23 protein-coding genes and 1 riboswitch are annotated in these 22,966 nt (G+C 60.9%); of the genes, 16 read left to right on the plus strand and 7 right to left on the minus strand.

Translation table 11 applies throughout. From position 1 onward, the window contains the following. Positions 1-120 precede the first annotated feature (120 nt). From rpiA to ACZ1HA_RS01620, 6 genes are all read left to right on the plus strand, one after another. The gene (rpiA, locus tag ACZ1HA_RS01595; protein WP_375228689.1) at positions 121-909 is read left to right on the plus strand and encodes a ribose-5-phosphate isomerase RpiA; all 789 of its coding nucleotides are present in this window, start codon (positions 121-123) and stop codon (positions 907-909) included. A 119-nt stretch (positions 910-1,028) separates the two neighbouring features. Next, the gene (locus tag ACZ1HA_RS01600; protein WP_472712604.1) at positions 1,029-2,498 is read left to right on the plus strand and encodes an FAD-dependent oxidoreductase; all 1,470 of its coding nucleotides are present in this window, start codon (positions 1,029-1,031) and stop codon (positions 2,496-2,498) included. Positions 2,499-2,570: 72 nt separating this feature from the next. Beyond that, positions 2,571-3,731: an FtsH protease activity modulator HflK gene (gene hflK / locus ACZ1HA_RS01605; RefSeq protein ID WP_375228687.1), complete on the plus strand. Its 1,161-nt coding sequence runs from the start codon at positions 2,571-2,573 to the stop codon at positions 3,729-3,731. Further along, a complete protein-coding gene (gene hflC, locus ACZ1HA_RS01610) occupies positions 3,731-4,627 on the plus strand; it encodes a protease modulator HflC (RefSeq protein ID WP_375228686.1) in 897 nt (298 codons plus the stop codon). The genes hflK and hflC overlap by 1 nt, the downstream gene beginning before the upstream one ends. Beyond that, the gene (locus ACZ1HA_RS01615; RefSeq protein WP_375228685.1) at positions 4,624-4,818 is read left to right on the plus strand and encodes a DUF2065 domain-containing protein; all 195 of its coding nucleotides are present in this window, start codon (positions 4,624-4,626) and stop codon (positions 4,816-4,818) included. The genes hflC and ACZ1HA_RS01615 overlap by 4 nt, the downstream gene beginning before the upstream one ends. Before the next feature lie 180 nt (positions 4,819-4,998). Continuing rightward, on the plus strand, positions 4,999-6,468 hold the full coding sequence (locus ACZ1HA_RS01620) for a Do family serine endopeptidase (RefSeq protein ID WP_472712605.1): 1,470 nt from the start codon (positions 4,999-5,001) through the stop codon (positions 6,466-6,468). 53 nt (positions 6,469-6,521) lie between these two features. On the opposite strand, the gene ACZ1HA_RS01625 is transcribed toward ACZ1HA_RS01620, so the two are convergent. Beyond that, entirely contained in the window at positions 6,522-6,866 is a 345-nt protein-coding gene (locus ACZ1HA_RS01625) for a peptidoglycan-binding domain-containing protein (protein ID WP_472712606.1), read from the minus strand. Positions 6,867-7,156: 290 nt separating this feature from the next. After that, positions 7,157-7,537, minus strand: coding sequence for an OB-fold nucleic acid binding domain-containing protein (locus ACZ1HA_RS01630; RefSeq protein WP_472712607.1), 381 nt, complete (start codon positions 7,535-7,537; stop codon positions 7,157-7,159). 126 nt (positions 7,538-7,663) lie between these two features. Here ACZ1HA_RS01630 and ACZ1HA_RS01635 point away from each other — a divergent pair, with 126 nt between their 5' ends. From ACZ1HA_RS01635 to ACZ1HA_RS01645, 3 genes are all read left to right on the plus strand, one after another. After that, entirely contained in the window at positions 7,664-7,987 is a 324-nt protein-coding gene (locus tag ACZ1HA_RS01635; protein ID WP_298838712.1) for a 2Fe-2S iron-sulfur cluster-binding protein, read from the plus strand. 32 nt (positions 7,988-8,019) lie between these two features. Further along, positions 8,020-8,745, plus strand: coding sequence for an FG-GAP repeat domain-containing protein (locus ACZ1HA_RS01640; protein WP_472712608.1), 726 nt, complete (start codon positions 8,020-8,022; stop codon positions 8,743-8,745). A gap of 112 nt (positions 8,746-8,857) precedes the next feature. After that, entirely contained in the window at positions 8,858-9,220 is a 363-nt protein-coding gene (locus ACZ1HA_RS01645; RefSeq protein WP_472712609.1) for a hypothetical protein, read from the plus strand. Positions 9,221-9,229: 9 nt separating this feature from the next. On the opposite strand, the gene purD is transcribed toward ACZ1HA_RS01645, so the two are convergent. Next, a complete protein-coding gene (gene purD, locus ACZ1HA_RS01650) occupies positions 9,230-10,492 on the minus strand; it encodes a phosphoribosylamine--glycine ligase (RefSeq protein ID WP_472712610.1) in 1,263 nt (420 codons plus the stop codon). 80 nt (positions 10,493-10,572) lie between these two features. Between purD and xseA the strand changes: the two genes are divergently transcribed. After that, entirely contained in the window at positions 10,573-12,138 is a 1,566-nt protein-coding gene (xseA, locus tag ACZ1HA_RS01655; RefSeq protein ID WP_472712611.1) for an exodeoxyribonuclease VII large subunit, read from the plus strand. Positions 12,139-12,140: 2 nt separating this feature from the next. Here xseA and ACZ1HA_RS01660 read toward each other — a convergent pair whose 3' ends face one another. Continuing rightward, positions 12,141-12,473, minus strand: a complete 333-nt coding sequence (locus ACZ1HA_RS01660) for a hypothetical protein (RefSeq protein WP_472712612.1) — start codon at positions 12,471-12,473, stop codon at positions 12,141-12,143. A gap of 384 nt (positions 12,474-12,857) precedes the next feature. Here ACZ1HA_RS01660 and ACZ1HA_RS01665 point away from each other — a divergent pair, with 384 nt between their 5' ends. From ACZ1HA_RS01665 to ACZ1HA_RS01680, 4 genes are all read left to right on the plus strand, one after another. After that, the gene (locus ACZ1HA_RS01665; protein ID WP_472712613.1) at positions 12,858-14,558 is read left to right on the plus strand and encodes an NAD(P)H-dependent oxidoreductase subunit E; all 1,701 of its coding nucleotides are present in this window, start codon (positions 12,858-12,860) and stop codon (positions 14,556-14,558) included. A gap of 77 nt (positions 14,559-14,635) precedes the next feature. Continuing rightward, positions 14,636-16,099: a signal recognition particle-docking protein FtsY gene (ftsY, locus tag ACZ1HA_RS01670; RefSeq protein ID WP_472712614.1), complete on the plus strand. Its 1,464-nt coding sequence runs from the start codon at positions 14,636-14,638 to the stop codon at positions 16,097-16,099. 85 nt (positions 16,100-16,184) lie between these two features. Then, positions 16,185-17,087: an EamA family transporter gene (locus ACZ1HA_RS01675; protein WP_472712615.1), complete on the plus strand. Its 903-nt coding sequence runs from the start codon at positions 16,185-16,187 to the stop codon at positions 17,085-17,087. Between the two features lie 2 nt (positions 17,088-17,089). Then, positions 17,090-17,713: an inner membrane-spanning protein YciB gene (locus tag ACZ1HA_RS01680; protein ID WP_472712616.1), complete on the plus strand. Its 624-nt coding sequence runs from the start codon at positions 17,090-17,092 to the stop codon at positions 17,711-17,713. Here ACZ1HA_RS01680 and ACZ1HA_RS01685 read toward each other — a convergent pair. The 3 genes from ACZ1HA_RS01685 to ACZ1HA_RS01695 all read right to left on the minus strand — a co-directional run bounded on the left by ACZ1HA_RS01685 (position 17,710) and on the right by ACZ1HA_RS01695 (position 20,220). After that, on the minus strand, positions 17,710-18,435 hold the full coding sequence (locus ACZ1HA_RS01685; RefSeq protein ID WP_472712617.1) for a Crp/Fnr family transcriptional regulator: 726 nt from the start codon (positions 18,433-18,435) through the stop codon (positions 17,710-17,712). The two genes, ACZ1HA_RS01680 and ACZ1HA_RS01685, sit on opposite strands and share 4 nt — an antisense overlap. A 108-nt stretch (positions 18,436-18,543) precedes the next feature. After that, a complete protein-coding gene (locus ACZ1HA_RS01690; RefSeq protein ID WP_472712618.1) occupies positions 18,544-19,248 on the minus strand; it encodes a glutathione S-transferase N-terminal domain-containing protein in 705 nt (234 codons plus the stop codon). 90 nt (positions 19,249-19,338) lie between these two features. Next, positions 19,339-20,220, minus strand: coding sequence for an alpha/beta hydrolase (locus tag ACZ1HA_RS01695; RefSeq protein WP_472712619.1), 882 nt, complete (start codon positions 20,218-20,220; stop codon positions 19,339-19,341). Positions 20,221-20,320: 100 nt separating this feature from the next. Next, positions 20,321-20,397, plus strand: a riboswitch (SAM riboswitch). 61 nt (positions 20,398-20,458) lie between these two features. Between ACZ1HA_RS01695 and metZ the strand changes: the two genes are divergently transcribed. Together metZ and folE2 are read left to right on the plus strand one after the other, a co-directional pair. After that, complete coding sequence (gene metZ, locus ACZ1HA_RS01700; RefSeq protein WP_472712620.1) at positions 20,459-21,640, plus strand: O-succinylhomoserine sulfhydrylase; 1,182 nt, start codon at positions 20,459-20,461, stop codon at positions 21,638-21,640. A 167-nt stretch (positions 21,641-21,807) separates the two neighbouring features. Then, positions 21,808-22,911 (plus strand): GTP cyclohydrolase FolE2, encoded by a 1,104-nt coding sequence (folE2, locus tag ACZ1HA_RS01705; protein ID WP_472712621.1) that lies wholly within the window; start codon positions 21,808-21,810, stop codon positions 22,909-22,911. The last annotated feature ends 55 nt before the right edge of the window (positions 22,912-22,966 follow it).

Consider the following 22,966-nt stretch of genomic DNA (forward strand, 5'->3'; position numbering starts at 1 on the left):
AAGCGCAGCGGACGGAGCGCGGGCCCGCATCTGCGCTGCCGGCGGCCAAAAATGAGGCCTCGCGCCGCCTGCACTTGTTTCCTATAAGGCCGGGGACTGCCAGTTACAGGAACCTGCGAAATGCCCTCTGACCTCTCCCCGATCGACAAAGCGAAGTTCATTTCCGCAAAGCGTGCTGCCCAATACGTTGAAAGCGGCATGAAAGTGGGGCTGGGGACCGGTTCGACAGCGGCCTGGCTGGTCAAATGCCTGGGCGAGATGGTCCGGGACGAAGGGCTGAAGATCAAAGGCGTTCCGACATCCACCCGTACCGCAGAACTGGCCCGTGAGGTGGGTATCGAGGTGGTGACCCTGGATGAGGCCCGGTGGCTGGACCTGACCATTGACGGTGCTGACGAATTTGACAGCGAGCTGAACCTGATCAAGGGCGGCGGCGGCGCGCTGCTGCAGGAAAAGATTGTAGCCACCGCGTCGGATCAGATGATCGTCATCGCGGATGCAGGCAAAAAGGTCGACACGCTGGGGGCATTCCCGCTGCCCATCGAAGTGATCCCCTTTGGTCTGCAGACCACGCAGGCGCTGGTCGAAGAGACCCTAGTATCGATGGATGTGCTGGGCCGCTCAACGGCGCTGCGCATGAATGGCGATACGCCCTTTGTGACGGACGAGGGCAACCACATCCTTGATCTGCACCTCAAGCGGATCGGCAACGCGCGCCAGCTGGCGCTGGTCCTGAACCAGATGCCGGGTGTGGTCGAGAACGGGCTCTTTATTGATATCTGCGACCGTGTCATCATCGGCTTTGGTGACGGGCGGGTTGAGATCCACGATATCGCCGAAGGCCGTGTGGACGCAGAACAGCTGGATCTCGCAGAGGGCGACAATCTTTTCTCGGACCTGTCTGACTGAGCCGATCACAGTTCGGTGACCTAGCTTGCACGCAGGCCACCGGCACTGCAGATCAGCAACCCGACACAGAAATGCAAAACAGCGTCCCGGAGCGGCGCAATACCTGAAAGGCCCCCGATATGAGCGAATTTGACTATGATCTTTTTGTCATCGGTGGCGGATCAGGCGGCGTGCGTGCCGCACGGGTTGCCGCAGGTGAGGCGGGTGCAAAGGTAGCGTTGGCAGAAGATGACCGTTACGGCGGCACCTGTGTCATCCGCGGCTGCGTGCCGAAAAAGCTGATGGTTTTCGCTTCGGAATATGCCGATGTTGTGGATGATGCGCGCTCTTATGGCTGGGACCTGCAGCAGGGGCCTTTTGACTGGTCGTCGTTTCAGGGCCGTCTGAACGAAGAGCTGAACCGGCTGGAACAGGTTTACCGCAATCTGCTGGCCGGTTCCGGCGTGGAGACCTTTGATGCGCGGGCAAAGATCGCCGGCCCGCATGAGGTCGAACTCTCGACCGGCGAGAAAAAGACCGCGAAACATATCCTCGTGGCAACAGGCGGGCATCCGGTGCGTCCGGAAATACCAAATGCGCAGCTTGGCATTGTCTCGGATGACATCTTTCATCTGAAAGAACTGCCGAAATCTATTCTGATCGTGGGCGGCGGCTATATCGCCTGTGAATTCGCGGGGATCATGAATGGCCTCGGCGTGAAGGTGACGCAGTATTACCGTGGTGCGCAGATCCTGCGGGGCTTTGACGATGAGGCGCGCGGACTGGTAGCTGAATCCATGCGCGAGAAGGGTATCGATCTGAAGGTCGGTACAAACATTGTAGAGATGGCCCCGGCGGATGCGGATCATTCCCTGTCGGGCGCCGGCACGCCCAGCGACGCCGCAATGGGTGGCATGGCGCGTGAACTGGCTGAAACAGCGCACACCCGCGAGGCGGGTGAAACCTCCGGACCTGTCTGGGTCAAATCCACCAACGGCAGCGAGGAAGTCTTTGACGTGGTGCTCTTTGCCACCGGTCGGGACCCGAATACCCATGACATGGGTCTTGAGGAAGCTGGCGTGAAGCTGGGCCGACGGGGCGAGATCATCGTTGACGAATACAGCCAGACTGCTGTGCCGTCGATCTATGCCATTGGCGATGTGACCGACCGGGTGAACCTGACGCCGGTTGCGATCCGCGAGGGCATGGCCTTTGTGAATACCGTCTTTCACGGCGAACCCACGGCGGTGGATCACGAGCTGATTCCATCTGCCATCTTCACGCAGCCCGAAATGGGCACTGTTGGCATGAGCGAAGAAGCCGCACGCGATCAGGAACCGGTCGAAGTTTACTGCACGTCTTTCCGACCGATGCAGACGGCTTTTGCCGGCCGGCCGGACCGTGTGCTGATGAAACTCATTGTCTCCAAGGCCACCAGAAAGGTGCTGGGCTGCCATATCGTTGCGCCCAACGCGGGTGAAATGATCCAGCTGGCAGGGATCGCGGTAAAGATGGGCGCGACCAAGGAAGACTTCGACCGGACGGTTGCGGTTCACCCCACAATGTCCGAAGAGATCGTGACAATGCGGAACCCGATGCGCACGGCTTGAATTCCGCGCGTTTCGTCGTACCTATGGCATGCATTTGTCGCGTAACGGCGGTTGAGGAAGGAAAAAGAATTAATGGCTGGCAACAATGGCGGCCCCTGGGGGGGCGGCGGAAATTCGGGCGGAGACAGACCGAACGGTGGATCGGGCGGTGACGGCGGCGGCGGACCGCGCGGGCCCCGCAATGACGGACCCCAGATCCCGGATGTCGATGAGCTGGTCAAAAAGGGTCAGGAACGTCTGCGGGTCCTGATGGGCGGCAAAGACGGCGGCGGCCGCAACGGTGGCGGCGGCCAGCGTGGCGGTGGCGGCGGTGGTCCGGCTCTGACACGCGGCACGGTCGGTCTGATTGCGATCGGTGCTGTCGGTGCCTGGCTGATGGCCAGCCTTTACACCGTGGCGCCCGAAGAGCAGTCTGTTGAGCTCTTCCTCGGCGAATACTATGCAACCGGTAATTCCGGTCTGAACTTTGCGCCCTGGCCGCTGGTGACAGCGGAAGTGCTGCCGGTGACGCGCGAACAGACCGAGGACATCGGGGCACGGTCCGGCACGGGCCTGATGCTGACCACGGACGAGAACATCATCGACATTGATTTCCAGGTCGTCTGGAACATCAGCGATCCGGCGAAATTCCTGTTTAATCTGGCGGAACCGCAGGAAACGATCCGAGCGGTGTCTGAATCGGCGATGCGCGAAGTCATTGCCCGGAACCAGCTTGCCCCCATTCTGAACAGAGACCGGCAGGTGATTGCGGATGAAGCAGCACAGCTGATCCAGGGCACCCTTGATGCCTATGACAGCGGCGTGAATGTCGTGCGTCTGAACCTCGACAAGGCCGACCCGCCGCGCGAAGTGATTGACAGCTTCCGTGAGGTGCAGGCCGCGGAACAGGAGCGTGACCGTCTGGAGCGTCAGGCGGACGCCTACGCAAACCGTGTGACAGCGGGTGCGCGTGGTGAGGCCGCAAGCCAGCTTGAGCGGGCAGAAGCCTACCGCGCACAGGTCGTGAACGAAGCCCAGGGTGAGGCCGCGCGTTTTACATCCGTGCTTGAGGAATACGCCAAGGCGCCGGAAGTGACGCGTAAACGTCTCTATCTGGAAACGATGGAACGTGTTCTGGGCGATGTAGACAAAATCATTCTCGAGAGCGAGGCCGGTGGTTCCGGTGGTCAGGGCATCGTGCCTTACCTGCCGCTGAACGAACTGCGCCGCTCGACAACCGGAGGGACGAACTGATGGGTGCTTCCAAATTTCTGATCCCGCTGGTCGTGATTGCGGCTGTCGGTGTCCTGAGCTCTGTCTTCATCGTGGACGAACGCGAGAAGGCTCTGGTTCTGCAGTTCGGACAGATCAAATCGGTCAAGGAAGATCCGGGTCTGGCCTTTAAAGTCCCGTTCATTCAGGAAGTGGTGCGCTATGACGACCGTATCCTGTCGCTTGATACGCAGCCGACCGAGGTAACGCCTTCGGATGACCGTCGTCTGGTTGTGGACGCCTTTGCCCGGTATCGCATCTCCGACGTTGTTCAGTTCCGTCAGGCGGTTGGTATCGGCGGTCTGCGTGATGCGGAACGCCGGCTGGAAGGTATCCTGAACCCGACAATCCGTGCGGTTCTGGGTTCTGATGGCGTGACGTCCAACACCATTCTGTCCGCGGACAGGGCAGACCTGATGGCGCGGATCACCGCGCGTGCCCGAGCGAGCGCGCTGCCCCTCGGTCTGGAAGTGGTTGACGTGCGTCTGAAGCAGACAAACCTGCCGGATCAGAACCTTGATGCCACCTTTGCGCGTATGCGTGCGGAACGTGAGCGGGAAGCGGCGGACGAAATCGCCCGTGGTGAGGAAGCGGCCCAGCGGGTGCGTGCTCTGGCGGACAGAACGGTTATCGAGCTGACCTCTGATGCGACGCGTGAAGCTGAGATTGTGCGTGGTCAGGCTGACGCGGAACGCAACGCCATTTTCGCGGATGCTTTCGGCGCCGATCCGGAGTTCTTTGAATTCTACCGGTCGCTCACGGCCTACGAACGCGCATTGCAGGGGCAGAACTCGACAATGGTGCTGTCGCCGGACTCTGAGTTCTTCAATTACCTGCGCTCCGACCAGGGGGCACGTTCGGAAGAGGGCGAGCGGTGAGCATCCTTCTTCTGGCCCTCGGGCTGGTGATGATTCTGGAGGGGCTGGCCTATGCGCTGGCCCCTTCGCTTGTGGAACGTATGCTGGAAATGCTGCGGTCGCTGCCGGAAGCTGCGGTGCGCCAGATCGGCTGGCTCGTGGTCGTCTCGGGCGGGATTCTGGTCTGGCTGGCGCTGCATCTGGGGCTCTGAATGCGGGGCCAGTCAGGTCACCGGCATTTCACGCGTTGGTCACATATAGTTGAAACCGGGAACCGGCGACCCATCTTGGTTGTTGCAACCCTGTCACCCTACATGCAGTGATGAACCGCAGTCGCGGAAATTTTGCAACTGAGGCCCGAGCGGCCATTTACGAGAGCGAGGAGGCAACGCATGCAGCCCAAGGCGGTATCTCTGTCCGGATTTATTTCACCCAACGCGCACCCGCGCGTTATTTTACTGGCGTTTCTGACGCTGGCATTCATGCTTATTCACCCCCTGGTGGCGCTGGCACAACAGGCAAGCCTTGCGCCGCTGGCTGAGAAAATCAGCCCGTCGGTGGTGAACATCACAACATCGACCGTGGTGTCGCGCCGCACAGGTCCGCAGGGCATCGTGCCTGAAGGATCGCCTTTCGAGGATTTTTTCCGCGACCGCGGCGGTGACGAGGACAACCCGCGCCGGTCTTCCGCGCTGGGCTCGGGTTTTGTCATTTCCGAAGATGGTTTTGTTGTTACGAACAACCACGTAATCGAAGGCGCAGACGAAATCCTGATCGAGTTTTTCAATGGCGAAGAACTCGAAGCCGAAGTGATCGGCACTGACCCCAACACTGACATCGCGCTGCTGAAAGTCGAGGCGGAGGAAGCCCTGCCTTTCGTTTCTTTCGGCGACAGCAACACGGCCCGTGTGGGGGACTGGGTGATTGCCATGGGCAACCCGCTGGGTCAGGGCTTTTCGGTCTCTGCCGGTATTGTATCGGCCCGGAACCGTGCGCTGAGCGGCACCTATGACGACTACATTCAGACGGATGCGGCGATTAACCGGGGCAACTCCGGTGGGCCGCTCTTTAACATGGACGGCGATGTGATCGGTGTGAACACAGCGATCCTGTCACCCAATGGCGGTTCGATCGGTATTGGCTTTTCGATGGCATCGAATGTGGTGACGCGCGTTGTGGCGCAGCTGAAGGAATTCGGCGAAACACGCCGCGGCTGGCTGGGTGTACGCATCCAGGATCTGACTGAGGATATGGCAGAGGCCATGGGCGTCGAGGAAGCCTCCGGCGCGCTGGTAACAGATGTGCCTGAGGGTCCCGCGCGCGAGGCTGGTATGGAAGCGGGCGACCTGATCATCAGCTTTGCCGGCGAATCCGTTGCAGACACCCGCGAGCTGGTACGCCGTGTGGGCAATAGTCCGGTCGGAGAGACTGTGCGTGTTACTGTCCTGCGTGATGGTAAATCCAAGGTGCTGCGCGTGACGCTGGGACGCCGCGAGGAGGCCGAGGGCGCTGTACCTGCCGCCGCTCCGGCTCCGGACGCGGATGAGCCGGACACAACGCAGATGCTCGGTCTGACGCTGCAGGTTCTGGACGACGAACTGCGCGAGGAACTGGGCGCGGGCGATGGCGTACTTGGCCTCGCGGTGACCGAGGTGGACGAAGCCTCCGAGGCCTTTGAAAAAGGTCTGCGTGCCGGTGACGTGATTGTCGAGGCCGGACAGCAGAAAGTCGGCACTGTGGCAGAACTGGAAGCGCGGGTTGAAGACGCCCGTGAAGCCGGTCGCAAGTCACTCCTGCTGCTGGTGCGCCGGGCCGGCGATCCACGGTTTGTGGCGCTGTCGCTCGAAGAAGCCGAAGAATAATCAGTCCACCTGGTGGTCTGACCGGAAAGGGGTGCCAAAGCGGCGACCCTTTTTTACGCCGGTCCGGTATCCGGCGCCGGGGTGACGACCAAGCCAAGTGCGCGGGCAGCGGCGAGGCTCAGGCCTTTGCCCGGATATCCCTTCCGGGCTTGCAGAGTGGCGACGGCAGCGCGGGTGCGTTCGTCGTAAATACCGTCGGCGGGTCCCTGCAGGTAGCCACGGGCGATCAGTGCACGCTGCAGGGTGGCCGTGACGTCAGGGGTCATCCTGGCCGGGCAGAGAACCTCGAACCAGATGTCTTCCCTTGGCCTGGTGATCTCTGTGACCTCCTCGTTGCGAAAGACGGCTGGCGTCCGGATGGTGCCCGTCCCGCTGGTTTCTGCGGGCGTGATTTCCACGGCGCGCGTAGTTGTCCTGACTTCGGCTGGGGTCGTGGTCCTGTCCCAGCAGGTGTTGTCAGGAGCTCCCTCAGGCGCACTGCGGGACGGGTCGGCGGGCTGTGTAATAGTGGCGACGGATGGGTTGAGACCGGTCGAGGGGGGTGGAGACACGGCCGGTGTGCAGGCGGTACAGGATATCAGGACCAAAAGCAGTCCCGGACCTGTGCGCCGGTTTGATCCTGAGCTTTCCGCCAATATCCTGCCCCTTTATCGTGCAGGGTGATATCTGCCGCCCCCGCAGATCTTTGCTAAACCGGTGCAACCAGCGTGTCGAGCATCGGCGAGATATCCTCGATCTGTTCCGCCAGCACATGGGTCACCGAATGTGCGCGTTGCAGGCGGCCTGTCACGCGCAGCATCCGCCCCGCGATCACCGCCCGGCGGAAGCGTTCATAGATGTGACGCCAGACGATGATGTTCACGACGCCGGTCTCATCCTCCAGCGTGACAAAGATCACCCCCTTGGCGGTGCCGGGCCGCTGCCGCAGGATCACAAGACCTGCGACGGTGATCCGCGCATTGACCGGAGGCTCGTCCAGCCGTGCGGCGATCAGACAGGACGGAGGGCGGGGCCAGTCACCGGACCGGTCAGGGGAAAGCGTGTTGGGAGGAGATGTGAGAACCTGCATGAGAACAAATATAGAACATATCACGACTGCAGCAAGCCCGGCTGTTCGCGTTTGCAAAACAGGCTGGCGCGCCCCATATCGCCCGGATAGAGATAGGCGCAGAGAAATCAGAAGGGACCCGAAGACGTGGCAAAGATCACCTATATCGAACACGGCGGCAAAGAGCATGTTGTTGAGGTCGCCAACGGGCTGACCGTTATGGAAGGTGCACGGGACAACAATATTCCCGGTATCGAGGCTGATTGCGGTGGCGCCTGTGCCTGCTCGACCTGCCATGTCTATGTGGATCCGGCCTGGGCCGACAAACTGCCGGCCAAGGAAGATATGGAAGAGGACATGCTGGATTTCGCCTATGAGCCCGATCCGGCGCGGTCCCGCCTGACCTGTCAGCTGAAGGTCACGGATGCGCTGGACGGTCTTGTTGTTCAGATGCCGGAAAAACAGATCTGATGCGGAAGAGGGCGCGGCGCCGGGCGTTTCGCGTGTGGCGCGGTTGCGCCCGCCGCGCGCTTCTGACGCTGTGCCTGTGGCATGCGGGCACAGCGGTGGCCGCCGAGACGATTACCGGTGCTGTGTTCGCAGACCCCACGGCGGAATACGCGCATGGTGTTCTGGGGGATGCCATTGAGTGGAAAACCCTGCGGTTCACGGCGGCAGGCGCGACAACCAGTATTCAGGCGCCGGAGGGCCGCGTCTTTGAGGATGTCGCCCCGAGGCTTTGGGATATCACCGGTGACGGGGCTCCTGAAGTTGTTGTGGTGGAGAGTGATGCGCAGCTTGGGGCGCGTCTTGTGATCTATGCGCTTTTTGCCGACGGCATCCGCGAACTGGCCGCGACACCGAACATCGGCACGCGGTTTCGCTGGCTGGCGCCGGTAGGGGCTGCTGATCTGGATGGGGACGGCCATATTGAGATCGCTTATGTCGACCGGCCACATCTGGCGAAAACCCTGCGGATCTGGCGCTGGCGCGATGGCAGCTTCGACCAGGTTGCGCGCTATGCCGGTGTCAGCAACCACCGGATCGGTGAGGATTTCATCTCAGGCGGGCTGCGGGACTGCGGCGCGGGTCCTGAGATGATCGTAGCGGATGCGCCGTGGCGGAATGTCGTGGCACTGACCCTGCGGAACGGGAGCGTGGCGGCGAAACAGATGGTCCGGTTTGAAGGCCCGCAGAGTTTCGAAGCTGCACTCGCCTGCGACGGCTGACCCGGCCCGGCGCCGCCGCAAAAGCTTTCCTGCTTAGAAAATACGGTGCTTTGTGGTATTCTGCCCGGAGTTGAAGATTTTTATTATCGTATTTCTTAAAGAGGAGGCCTCAATGTTTAAGAGGTATTCGGGGATTGTCGCCGCCCTGCTGATCGCCATGGCGCCACAGGTTTCTGCGCAGTCTGTCTATCAGGGGTACTGCACCGGGTCTTTTGACGGGGTGCCTCTGCAGGGTGTTTTCAAGGTCGACTATTACCCGCGCAGCAACACGTACAACCACCATGCGGTATTCCGTGACCAGGCAGGCAACCGCTATGATATTGAGGTGATCTCCAACCAGAATGGCGGTGTCGGGGGAGCCTGGCAGAACGGTGCGCGGCATCGCGAAATGAAGATCGAGATGCGCTACTCCGGCAAAAGCCTGTGGATCCGCGAGCTCTACGGACAGTCAGGCGGCAGTTTCACCTGCAACTGACGCCGCGGGTCAGAGCGCGCGCCAGCCGATGTCGCGGCGGCAGAACCCGTCGGGCCAGTCGATCGCATCGACCATGCGGTAGGCTTCCTTCTGCGCGGCGCCAAGGCTCTCAGCACGTGCTGTCACAGCCAGAACACGACCGCCCTGGGCCGTGAACCGGCCCTGGGCACGCCCGGTGCCGGCGTGGAACACCATCCGGCTGCTGTCGGATGGCAGGTCCTCCAGGCCGCCGATCACGGAGCCTTTCTCATACGCACCGGGATACCCGTTGGCGGCGAGCACGACTGTCAGCGCATGATCATCGGCCCAGTTGACCTGCATTCCGGCAAGACGTCCTTCGGCAGCGGCGTGCATCAGATCAAGCGCCTGTGCGCCCAGACGCATCATCAGCGCCTGACATTCCGGATCGCCGAAACGCACGTTGTATTCCACCAGGCGTGGCGCGCCATCCCTGATCATCAGACCCACAAAAAGAACGCCCTGATATGGCATGCCACGGCGGGACATTTCCGCCATGGTTGGACGGACGATCCGGTCCAGCGTTGCATTGATGACGGCATCCGTCATGACCGGCGCAGGCGAGTAGGCCCCCATGCCACCGGTGTTGGGCCCGGTGTCGCCTTCGCCCACACGTTTGTGGTCCTGGGCTGTGCCGATGGGCAGCACGTCTTCGCCATCACACAGCACAAAGAACGAAGCCTCTTCGCCTTCCATAAATTCTTCGATAACGACCTCTGCGCCGGCGTCACCGAACGCGCCGTCGAACATGTCATCCACAGCGGCCAGTGCGTCTTCGGTCGTCTGGGCAATAATCACGCCTTTGCCCGCCGCAAGACCGTCCGCCTTGATCACGATGGGCGCGCCCTGCGCCTCGACATAGGCGCGTGCAGACGCGGCATCCGTGAAATGGCCATAAGCGGCCGTCGGCGCGCCAGCGGCATCGCAGATTTCCTTGGTAAACGCCTTAGAGGCCTCCAGCTGCGCAGCCTCCGCACCAGGACCAAACACCAGAATACCGGCAGCGCGCAGCCGGTCCGCGACACCAGCGGCGAGCGGCGCTTCGGGGCCGACAATCACAAAATCGATGGCGTTTTCCTCGGCAAATGTCACGACGGTGCCACCGTTGTTGATGTCAATCGTAGCGCAGTCCGCGATTTCCGCGATGCCCGCATTGCCGGGAGCCACGATCAGCCGGTCGCATTTGGGGTTCTGCAGAACTGCCCAGGCCAGAGCGTGTTCGCGCCCGCCACTGCCGAGGATGAGAATGTTCATGGGGCGCTCCTGATCTGCATGGTCTTTGCGTTTCGGGCGTTCTAAGCTGTGGCCGGGAAAACGACAACACCAGAGCAGCAATGGACCTGATCGACAGCCCCAAAGAGGGGTCAAACACACCCGAATTCACCGTGTCCGAGATCGGCGGCGCAGTCAAAAAGCTGGTCGAGAGCGAACTGGGCTGGGTCCGGGTGCGCGGTGAGGTGGGCCGTGTGGTACTGGCGCGGTCTGGGCATCTTTATTTTGACCTCAAAGATGACCGCTCGGTTTTGTCCTGCATGACCTGGAAGGGCCAGGTGCCGGGGCTTGGCATGATGCCCGAGGAAGGTATGGAAGTCGTTGCCGAAGGCAAAATGACTGCCTCCGGGTTTCAGTCGAAATTCGGGCTGAACACACAGCGTCTGGCTGTTGCCGGAGAAGGCGCGCTGATGGCGATGCTGGAAAAGCGCAAGAAGGCACTGGAAGCGGAGGGGCTGTTTGATCCCGCGCGCAAAAAGCCGCTGCCCTATCTGCCCGATATCATCGGCGTGGTGACATCGCCGCAGGGGGCGGTGATCCGCGATATTCTGCACCGCCTGCGCGACAGATTCCCGCGCAAAGTTCTGATCTGGCCGGTGGCGGTCCAGGGACAGGCCTGTGCACCGGAAGTCGCCCGCGCGATTGCCGGATTTAATGCGCTGACCCCGGGCGGCGCACTGCCGCGACCCGATCTGCTGATTGTCGCGCGGGGGGGCGGGTCGGTCGAGGACCTCTGGGGGTTCAATGAAGAAATAGTGGCCCGTGCGGCGGCTGCCTCTGACATTCCGCTGATTTCAGCCGTCGGTCATGAAACGGATACAACACTGATCGATTTCGTCTCGGACCAGCGGGCGCCCACACCCACTGCTGCTGCGGAACTGGCGGTGCCGGTCCGCCATGAACTGGCGGCCTGGCTCGACAGCCAGGATGCGCGTATGGCGCAGGCCCTGAGCAACGGTCTGACACGGCGCGGGCAGCGGCTGCGCGATCTTGCCCGTGCATTGCCCCGGCCGGACAGTCTGCTTGATGTCCCGCGCCAGCGGCTGGACCTGCAGACCGCGCGTCTGGGCCCTGCGCTCCTGTCCGGGGTGCAGCGGCGAAAGGTCCGTCTGGCCGATGCTGCCGGTTCGCTGCGTCCCGCAACCCTGCGCCGCAGTCTGTCGGTTGAAGCGCGGCGTCTGGAGGACCGCGCGGCCCGGCTTGACCCCGCGCTGTTGCGCGCCATCCGCATCAAACAGGACGATCTCAGCGCACGGCTGCGCCGGTTCCGGCCAGAGATGCTGGCGCGCGAACAGGCGGCGCGTACCGAGAAACTCGCAGGGGTGTCTGCGCGGCTGGCAGAAGCGGCGCAGCGTCAGATCAACAGCTGGCGGAACCGCATCGACAGCGCAGAGCGTCTGCGGCGGACCCTGGGGTATGAAGCAACGCTGGAGCGGGGCTTTGCGGTCGTGCGCAGTGGCGGGAACCTTGTCACAGACAGTGTGGCGGCTGGCGCGGCTGACGTGCTGGAGATACAGTTCGCGGACGGCCGTATTACTGTCGGCTCCGGTGCGTCAGAGCCCGCCCGTCCGGCCCCGCGCAAACCGGCGGCGAAGAAAAAGCCGCCGGAACAGGGATCGCTTTTCTGAGCTCAGACCCCGACCTCGGGACCAAGACAGATCATCTCTTCGTTGATATCACGCGCTTCATACAGTTCGGTCGCGCCCGGCAGATTGGCAAAGCGCGCCACGAGGCCGCCGCCTTCCTCACGGAATGTCCAGCACTGAGGATCCGGGTTGTCCTCATAGACAAAGCATATCTGCCCCGCGTCTTCGTACCAGGTGCCGTCTTTGCACTCGCCATCCAGGAACGACCAGCGTACCCGGCGGTTGTCGAGGTAATGCTCAGCACCATAGGACTGGCCGTTTTCGCCGTAAAACAGGGTTTTGCCCCGCGTGTATTCGTCAAATTCCTGCGCGGACATGGTGCTACCGGCTGTTTCGGCGGCGTGAACTGCGCCTGTAGCCAGCAGAGCGACGAGTATCGGAGATATCATTTTTTCAACACAGTGGCGTACCTTTTACTGGTGCGGTGCAGCGCCGTAAGGCGGGCGGCTGCGCGCAGGGATGAAGTCAGACAGGGTATTGCGTTAACTCTCTGTTTACCTCTTTGCAGGGCATGCTCCAAGCCTTCCTGACGGGCGCGGTTAATGGCGGAAGTTTCGGATCGGACACGGGAGTGTCGTTTCTGGCCGTAAAATCGCTGTGGTTTGCCGGTATTTTCTCACCAGCGGGGCTGTGATGGCCTGCGTGAAATGAGCTAAAATCAGCCAGCCGCATTGGCGCGGCCGGATCCGGAGACTTACGCTATGGCACTGGACAACACTGATAAATCACCGCGCAAAGGCGTCTGGAAATCCGGCAAGGGCAAGGGCCGGCATCACACCAAAGGCCGTCAGCTGCAGGATGAAGCCTGGAAAGAGGTGCGTACGCTTCTGGGGGATGCGCCCCGCCGGGCCGATCTGCTGATTGAGCATCTGCATAAAATTCAGGATGCACACGGGCATCTTTCTGCCGCTCATCTGCGCGCGCTCGCCGAAGAGATGCGCATGTCCATGGCGGAAGTCTACGAAGTTGCGACGTTCTATGCCCATTTTGATGTGGTCAAAGAAGGCGAGACGCCACCGCCTGCGCTGACCATCCGGGTCTGCGATTCCCTGTCGTGTGAACTGGCCGGTGCACAGCAGCTGAAGGCTGCGCTTGAGGATGGGCTTGACCCGACCGAGGTCCGCGTTCTGCGCGCGCCCTGCATGGGGCGTTGCGACACAGCGCCGGTTCTGGAGTTGGGTCACGCCCACATCGATCATGCCACACCTGAAAAGGTGCAGGCCGCGATTGCAGCCGGTGATACCCACGCGCATGTCCCGGAATATGAGGATTTCGCGGCCTATGAGGCCGGTGGTGGCTATACCACGCTGAAAGCTCTGCGGGACGGGGGCGACTGGGAAGCCGTACAGGAAAAGGTTCTGTCGTCAGGACTGCGCGGTCTGGGCGGTGCAGGTTTCCCGTCGGGTAAAAAATGGGGTTTTGTGCGTGCCAATGAGGGCCCGCGGTATCTGGCCGTAAACGGCGATGAGGGGGAACCCGGCACATTCAAGGACCGCTACTATCTGGAACGCACGCCGCACCTGTTCCTCGAAGGCATGCTGATTGCAGCCTGGGCCGTCGAGGCGGAAACCGCTTTCATCTATATGCGTGATGAATACCCGGCCGTTCTGGAAATCCTGGCCCGGGAAATCCGCGCGCTGGAAGATGCGGGTATTGTTGCTCCGGGCTATATTGACCTGCGGCGGGGTGCCGGTGCCTACATCTGCGGCGAGGAATCCGCGATGATCGAAAGCATTGAAGGCAAACGCGGCATGCCGCGTCACCGCCCGCCTTTTGTGGCGCAGGTGGGTGTGTTCGGTCAGCCGACGCTGGTGCACAACGTGGAAACCCTGCACTGGGTGGCCCGTATCTGCCGCGAGGGGCCGGAAGTGCTGTCGTCAGTGGAAAAGAATGGCCGCAAGGGCCTGCGCAGCTATTCGGTGTCGGGCCGTGTGGCGAACCCGGGCGTGCATCTGCTGCCTGCCGGGTCGACCATCACTGACATCATTGAGGCAGCGGGGGGCATGGCTGAAGGGCATCGTTTCAAGGCCTACCAGCCCGGGGGACCTTCGTCAGGGATCCTGCCCGCCAGCATAAATGACGTCCCGCTCGACTTTGACACCCTGCAGCCTCTGGGATCGTTCATCGGATCAGCGGCTGTCGTCGTTCTGTCAGATCAGGACAGCGCGCGCGGTGCCGCTCTGAACATGCTGCGGTTTTTTGAAGACGAGAGTTGTGGCCAGTGCACGCCCTGTCGGGTCGGGTGCGAAAAGGCGGTCAAGCTGATGCAGGCGGACCAGTGGGATCAGGGCCTGCTCGAAGAGCTGAGCACGGCAATGGTTGACGCATCCATCTGTGGTCTGGGTCAGGCGGCGCCAAACCCGATCCGTCTGGTGATGAAACACTTCGCGGAAGAAATCTGAGACCGGCAGCGGCCCTTTTCCTCGGCAGGAATTCCCCTTAGATGGGAAGCACTGCATAAAAACGGGGCGGGGCCGCAATGGCGTTCTTCAGAAAACTCAAAGACCGGTTATTCAAATCGTCATCGAAGATCGATGAGGGTCTGGAAGCCATCGTAGAAGATGGCGGGGTCGAAGAAACTGTCACAGCGCCATCTGAACGCCCTGTTCCAGAGCCTGCTCCGCCCCCTGCGGACCATGCAACAGACCTTCCGGAACCGGCGCTGACGGAAGAGAAGATACCCGATACGCCTGATGTACAGACGGAACCGGCACCGGAAGAACGTGAGACGGCGCGCGCCGGCGATGCCGGAGTGGCTGAGGAAATACAGGTTGACCCGGTGGTTGAGCCTGAGATTTCTCAACCCGAACCCGAACCCGAACCCGAACCCGAACCCGAACCCGAACCCGAACCCGAACCCGAACCCGAACCCGAACCCGAACCCGAACCCGAACCCGAACCCGAACCCGAACCCGAACCCGAACCCGAACCCGAACCCGAACCCGAACCCGAACCCGAACCCGAACCCGAACCCGAAGAGCGGGTTGTGCTGCCACTCAGCCCCGCACCGGTCGCGGAAGCGCTGACAGAAGAGGCACCAGAGGAGCCTGCACCGAAACAGGGTGTGTTCGGTCGGCTGCTGGGGCGCAGTGCACCGACAACCGTCGTGCGGCGGGTGCTGGACGACGTTATGCTCGAACAGCTCGAAGAGCTGCTCATCACCGCGGATATGGGCGTGGAAACGGCCCTGCGCGTTGTTGCGAACATGGCCGAAGGCAACCTTGGCCGGAAACTCTCCGTCCAGGAAATCAAAGAACTGATGGCGACTGAAATCGCGCGCATCATGGAACCTGTAGCACGCCCCCTGCCACTCTATCCGACAACGCCACAGGTGGTGCTTGTCGTAGGGGTCAACGGGTCCGGCAAAACCACAACCATCGGAAAACTCGCAAGCCAGTTCCGCGCGGCCGGCAAAAAGGTAGTCATCGCCGCCGGCGACACCTTCCGGGCGGCGGCGGTCGAACAGCTCCAGGTCTGGGGTGAACGGGCCGGGGTGCCGGTTCTGACCGCACCCGAAGGCTCGGACCCTGCCAGCCTGGCCTTTGATGCGATGGGCAAAGCGCAGGCAGACGGCGCGGATCTTTTGCTGATCGACACCGCGGGCCGGCTGCAGAACCGCAGCGACCTGATGGAAGAACTGGCGAAAATCGTGCGCGTTATCCGGAAAAAGGATGAAAGCGCCCCGCACAACACGCTGCTGGTGCTGGATGCAACGACCGGCCAGAATGCGCTGAACCAGGTAAAGGTCTTCCGGGATATCTCCGACGTGTCCGGCCTCGTGATGACCAAGCTGGATGGCACAGCCAAAGGCGGGGTGCTTGTCGCACTCGCTGACCGGTTCGGCCTGCCGATACACGCCATCGGCGTCGGCGAACAGATTGACGACCTCGACGCCTTTGATCCCAAAGACTTTGCAGATGCACTGATGGGTGTCCGCCAGTAATGCAACCGACAGCGCAGGCGCGCCCCTTCTTCTGGTCTGAAATATCCCGGGGGGACCGGGGGGCAGGCCCCCCGGCATCAGCACAGTGACCGAATGGCTCATTTCCATCGAGGGTACTGAAACCGGGCATACCCTGGCACTTGGTCTCGCGCTGATGGCAGCCTTCCTGCACGCTGTTTTCGGCGCACTGCAGAAAGGCCGCTACGATCCGTGGCTCACACGCGGGGCGATTGACTTCTCTTATATGGCCATGGCCGCGCCCTTTGCGCTTTTCGTTGTGCCCTGGCCTGAGCCTCATATGTGGCCGATCTTTGCTGCCGTGTGGGTGATCCACGTCATCTACAAGCTGCTGCAGGCGTGGACGTATACCAAAGGCGCTTACACGGTTGTCTACCCCGTCGTGCGCGGCACAGGCCCGCTTTTCACCGTTATCGGCGCCTATCTGATCTTCAATGAGACCTTTACCGGGATACAGTGGCTGGGCGTTGGGGTGTTGCTGGCGGGCATCTTCGGGCTGGCCATCTATAACATGATCTTTCTGGAGACCGAGCGGGATACGCTGCGCGCAGCACTTGGCCTTGCGGTGCTGACCGGGCTGTTTGTGGCGCTCTACACCACCTATGACGCCTACGGCATCCGCGCGACGGCCAACCCTTTCACCTTCCTCGCGTGGTTTTTCATGATTGACGGATTTCTGATGCCCGTGATCGCAGGGCGCCGGTGGCTGCGCATGCAGGACCGACCGGCACCGGGGCCTTTAATGCTGCGCGGTGTTTTCGGCGGGCTGGTGGCATTCTGCAGCTTCGGTGCGGTGATGATGGCGACCCGTCTCGACAAGGTAGGTGAGGCGGCGGTCCTGCGGGAAACATCCACCGTTTTTGCCGCCATCATCGGCTGGGTCTTTCTGAAAGAAACTGTCGGACCGCGACGTATTGCGCTGATGGCATTGATTGCGCTGGGCGCTGTGATAGTTGAGATGGGCGGATAACAATGCAGGACAAACGCGTGGAAAAACCGGTGAACCCGATTGTGAAACAGGTGCTCGAACTGGGGCCTACTGTTCTGTTTTTCCTGATCTATCTGCGGATCCGGGATGACGTGTTCACCTACAACGGTGCTGAATACTCCGGGTTCATCGTTGCAGCACTCGTCTTTGTGCCGATCCTGTTGGTGGCGATGGGCGTTCTGTGGATGCTGACCGGCAAGCTCAGCCGGATGCAGATATTCACCGCCTTCATGGTGATTTTCTTTGGTGGTCTGACCGCATGGTTCAACGACGAACGGTTCTTCAAGATGAAAACCACGATCGTTTACGGGCTTTTCACGGTGCTGCTCGGGATCGGGCTGCTGCGGGGGCAGTCGTGGCTGGCGGCGCTCATGAACGAAATGATGCCCATGCGACACGAAGGATGGATGATCCTGACCCGCAGGCTTTGTGCACTTTTCGCCGGGCTCGCCATCGCTAATGAGGTGGTCTGGCGCACTATGTCCACGGACGCCTGGGTCAAGATCGAGACATTTGCCTTTCCGGTGATCCTTGCGGGATTTCTGGTGTGGCAGACGGTTATGCTGCAGGATTACCTGATCACTGACGAGCCCGCAGACGAGGCCTAACCTTCCCTGACGCTGGCCAGGGCTTCGACCATGGGCGGCGGAATGTTCTCGACATGTACGGCATCGCGGCCCATTGAGCGGGCCACTTTGGCCGCCAGATCAATGGAAATGGCCGCTTCCAGCGCAAGTTTGAACCGGGTTGAACGTTCGCACTTGCGGTGCAGATCAGCAAAAGACCATTCCAGAACTTCGGCCCCCTGTTCAAGCCAGGTGGTTGCCGAACTCGGCACGCCCGTCAGAAAGGCAACCTCGCCAATGAATATCCCGGGCGTCAGCACAAACGCCTGATCCCCCTTGCGGACCAGCACAGATCCGTCGATCACGTAATAAAGTTTCTGACCGCGTCGGTTTTCGACCGTAATGCGCGTGTCCTCGGTGACGGTGTACCGCTGCGCCAGCTTCAGAAGCGCGCGGAAGTCCCCCGGCGGCAGCTGTGGGAACGTGTCGTAGATGTCCGCATGCGCACGCGGCAGGGCCAGCCGTGAATTGCGCGCCAGCAGGCTTGTGAGGCCTCCCAGATTGGCGATCCCGATCAGCATGCTGACGTAAATCGCCTCCCACAAAGGGTTCTCGGCAATGGTGGAGTAGTAGACCAGATAAACTCCGGTGCCTGCCAGGATCATCAGCCGCAGAATGATCTGATTCGTGATAGCCAGACCGCCGACATAAAAAGCGCCGGCCAGATAAACCAGATTTTCCGGAATGAGCGCCGATTCCAACATGCAAACCCGTCTGAGTATTCACTAACAGGCGCAACTGTTGGGGAAAATGCGCACCGATGCAAAGAAAATCGAGACGTGCTGTATTATTTTTTGGGCGCGCTTTTGGCGTCAGTCACGCCGGAAAAGACTGTCCTGGGCATTCTTGTCTTTGCGGAAGTCAGCCCTTTTTTCGGCGTGGAGCGCGCGCCCGGCAATCACGCCAGGCCGTGCGGACAGAGTTTCGAGCCAACGGGCCATATGCGGCTTGTCGTCAAGCGTCTGCTGTTGCCCTTCCCAAAGTGATGCCCAGCCCCAGATAGACATATCCGCGATCGAATAGAAATCGCCTGCGACGAATTCGTTGTCCGCAAGGCGCCGGTCAAGTACGCCGTAAAGGCGCGCCGTCTCGGCCCTGTACCGGTCTTTGGCATAGGGCAGGTCATTGGGCGGGTCCATTGCGGGTGCGTATTTCAGGAAATGGTGCGCCTGACCGGCCATGGGACCAAGGCCTCCCATCTGCCACATCAGCCATTCGGTCACAGCGATCTTTTCGCGCGGCGTGGTGCCACCGAATTTCCCGGTCTTTTCGGCCAGATACTGCAGGATGGCACCGGATTCGAATATGGAGACCGGCGCACCGCCGGGGCCATCATGATCCACGATGGCGGGCATGCGGTTGTTGGGGGCGATCTTCAGAAAGTCCGGTGCAAACTGATCTCCCGCCCCGATATTGATGAGGTGCGTCTCATAGTCCAGCGCCATCTCCTCCAAGGCAATCGAGATCTTCCAGCCGTTTGGTGTGGGCCAGAAGTAGAGATCAATAGGCGTGCTCATTTTGTTTTTCCTGCGCTGGTGACCCGGCCATGATGCGCTTTTTCACCTGATGGGCAAGCCACTGCGCATGTCTGAGCTGCTGCGGAAGGCTCACAACTTTGCGAAGGCCGGACCAACGCGGGGCCGGCATCTGTGGCAGAATGCCAGCCAGGCTGCGGGCCCCGGGGCTGCTGCGTCACGCAGCAGGTGGTTGTAAAAGGGCATCACGCCGCGGCGGCGGTACGTGGACCAGTGGCATACCCGGTGGTCGGGCGGTGCGATGACCGCGCCGATGCGGGCAAGTGCGGCAAGGGTCTCGGGGCAGTCGATCTGCAGCGTCGCAACGTTGGGTGCGGCGATCCCCAGTCCGATTGTTGTGTCGCCCGGAACAGAAGAGGGCACCAGTCTTTCAAACGCGAGATCAAACAGGTCGTTTTCGCGGCTTGTGATGTTGAAGACCTCAGCAGCGCGCCCGGCCGGCGTGTCGAGCATGGCACTGGCGCGCCCGGCATAACTGGCGCCCGCCAGCAGGATCATGCGGCGCAGGGCGCCGGCAGGCAGGTGGGGCAGGGCGGACAGCGCAGTTTCTGCGCCCATGGAATGTGCGATCACATGGATCGGGCGTCCAGGTTGCACGGTATGCACTGCAGTGATGATGTCGGCGAGGCTCCGGCCCAGCCGGGCAGCCCGCCGGTGCACCATGCGCAGTGGCCCGCGGGCGTGCCAGCCGAATGCGATGCCCAGCCCCTCAGACGCACAGTCTTCTGAAAATCCCAGTGCAGCAGGCCAGCTGTCCGGCCGGTAGCCGAATATCTTCGCATGGGGACAGTGCGCGGCCAGCGCCGGGTCGTACTTGTAACCGTGGACCATGATGACCACCGGACCTGGCGCTGCCCTTGTCAGGTGGTCCCATGCAGACACATCTGCGTTATGCAGCGCGGGCCCGTCAGGCGTCGCGTTGATCCGGAGCAGCGGCATAAGAGGCGCCCCCATCTATATCTTGTGGTTGAGGTGTCTCATATGCATACGACAACAGAGTGAATGAAATATTACTCCACCGTGACGGTGTTGACGCGGACAGAGCTCTGTTCTATCGCTGCGGCGTGGCGATTTGTTACCGGATTGCGGGCCACGTTAAACATTCCGCTAAAAGGTCACCGATGAGGAAACCCCGTCGCGCTGACCGTGACAGGGGTTTTTTATTGCCCGTATGGGCCGGAAAGAGATGAACATGACGAAAGATCTGAACAAGCGTACCCGTGCTGTGCATGCGGGTACCCGCCGCAGCCAGTATGGCGAGGTGTCAGAGGCGATATTTCTGACGCAGGGTTTTGTTTACGACAGCGCAGAGCAGGCCGAGGCGCGGTTCCTGGAATCCGGCCCGGATGAATTCATTTATGCCCGGTACGGCAATCCGACGGTCGCGATGTTCGAAGAACGGATCGCGGCTCTCGAGGGCGCAGAGGACGCTTTTGCGACCGCCTCGGGCATGGCGGCTGTGTCCGGGGCGCTGATGTCGATGCTGCGGGCCGGTGATCATGTCGTGTCTGCGCGCGCGCTGTTCGGATCGTGTCTTTATGTGCTCGAGGAGGTGCTGACACGCTACGGGGTAGAGGTCACCTTTGTGGACGGCACTGACCTTGATCAGTGGGATGCGGCGATCCGGGAAGACACAAAGGCAGTTTTCTTCGAATCCATTTCCAATCCGACGCTTCAGGTGGTCGATATTGCCGGCGTTGCAGCGCTTGCACATGCGCGTGGTGCCAGAGTGCTGGTCGACAATGTTTTCGCCACGCCCGTCTGGTCCGACGCGATTGCACAGGGTGCGGACGTGGTGATTTATTCGGCGACCAAACATATCGACGGACAGGGGCGCGCGCTGGGTGGCGTCATCCTCGGGACACAGGAATTTATACGCAAAACTGTCGAGCCCTACATGAAACACACCGGGGGCTCCATGAGCCCGTTCACCGCATGGGTTATGCTCAAGGGTCTTGAGACAATGGACCTGAGGGTGCGGGCCCAGACGGCCAGCGCGACGGCTATCGCACAGGCGCTTGAGGGGCATGAAAAACTGGCACGTGTCATCTATCCGGGCCTTGCCAGTCATGCGCAGAACGATCTGGTGCAGCGTCAGATGGGGCAGGGCGGAACCGTGCTCTCTATTGATCTCAGTGGTGGAAAAGACGCGGCCTTCCGGTTTCTGAATGCGATCCGGATCGGTGTGATCTCCAACAACCTTGGTGATGCCAAGACAATTATGACCCATCCCGCGACGACCACGCACCAGCGACTTCCGGATGATCAGAAAGACATACTCGGTATCACGCCGGGTTTGGTCCGGATCAGTGTCGGGATCGAGCATTCAGATGATCTGGTGGCGGATATTCTTGCTGCCCTTCAGGTGGCCTGACGCTGCCTGGCGCGTCAGATCTGATGCAGCGGCGCGAATTTTCCCCTTGCGCGGTACGGAATCCAAAGTGATCCCGCATGGAAGGTATGACGTATAAGTGACTGAGATTGGCAAGCGGGCGGCGACGCCCTAAGTGTATGCCAGACGTTGTCACAAGGGACATAGCGATGAACATCCACACACCCGTCGTCGGCACCACACCGGATCGCGATGAAGCTGAAGCCGCACTCGACGTACTGCGTCAGTGGGCCAAAGGCGCAAGCGAGACAGAAATTCTGGAACTGGATCCGTCTGTCGCGGGGCTGGTGCCGGGTTCTGATGCATCCGGCTATCCGGCGTTTTCGCGCGTCTACCCAGAAGGTTTTGCCGTGGATGATGGTTACAAATCCACCTTGCCTGACCTGCAGAACGGACCGTCCAGTCTGATCCGTGGTGCAAAACAGCAGATCCAGCATGTTGGTATTTCAAATTTCCGCCTGCCGATCCGTTTTCACACGCGGGATGCGGGCGATCTGATGCTTGAAGCTTCTGTCACGGGTACGGTCAGCCTGGAGGCAGACAAAAAGGGCATCAACATGTCCCGGATCATGCGCAGTTTCTACCGGCATGCCGAAGAGACGTTCAGTTTTGAGGTCATCGAAGCCGCACTTGATGACTATATCACCGACCTTGAGAGCTTTGACGCACGCATTCAGATGCGGTTCAGCTTTCCGATGAAGGTTGAAAGCCTGCGTTCTGGCCTGTCGGGTTATCAGTACTACGATATTGCGCTGGAACTGGTTGAACAGGACGGCGTGCGCAAAAAAATCATGCACCTCGATTATGTATATTCCTCGACCTGCCCCTGCTCGCTGGAGCTTTCGGAGCATGCACGGGCCACGCGCGGTCAGCTTGCGACACCGCATTCCCAGCGGTCCGTGGCACGGGTGTCCGTGGAAATCGACACTGACGCAGGCTGTCTGTGGTTTGAGGATCTGATCGACGCCTGCCGCCGGGCTGTCCCCACCGAGACTCAGGTGATGGTCAAGCGCGAGGACGAGCAGGCCTTTGCGGAACTGAACGCCGCAAACCCGATTTTTGTCGAGGATGCAGCGCGCCTTTTCTGTCAGCAACTGCAGTCTGACGTGCGCGTCGGAGACTTCCGTGTGGTCGCGAGCCACCAGGAAAGCCTGCACAGCCATGATGCCGTCAGCGTGCTGGTAGAGGGCGATACCTTTGCTTCCGAAAGCATCGATCCCAAGCTCTTCAACACCCTGTTCCACGTCGGCTGAACCGGTTTCACTTATGCACTCATTGCAAGGCGCGCCCGAAACGGCGCGCCTTTTA

The sequence above is a fragment of the Roseobacter sp. S87 genome (assembly GCF_055693285.1).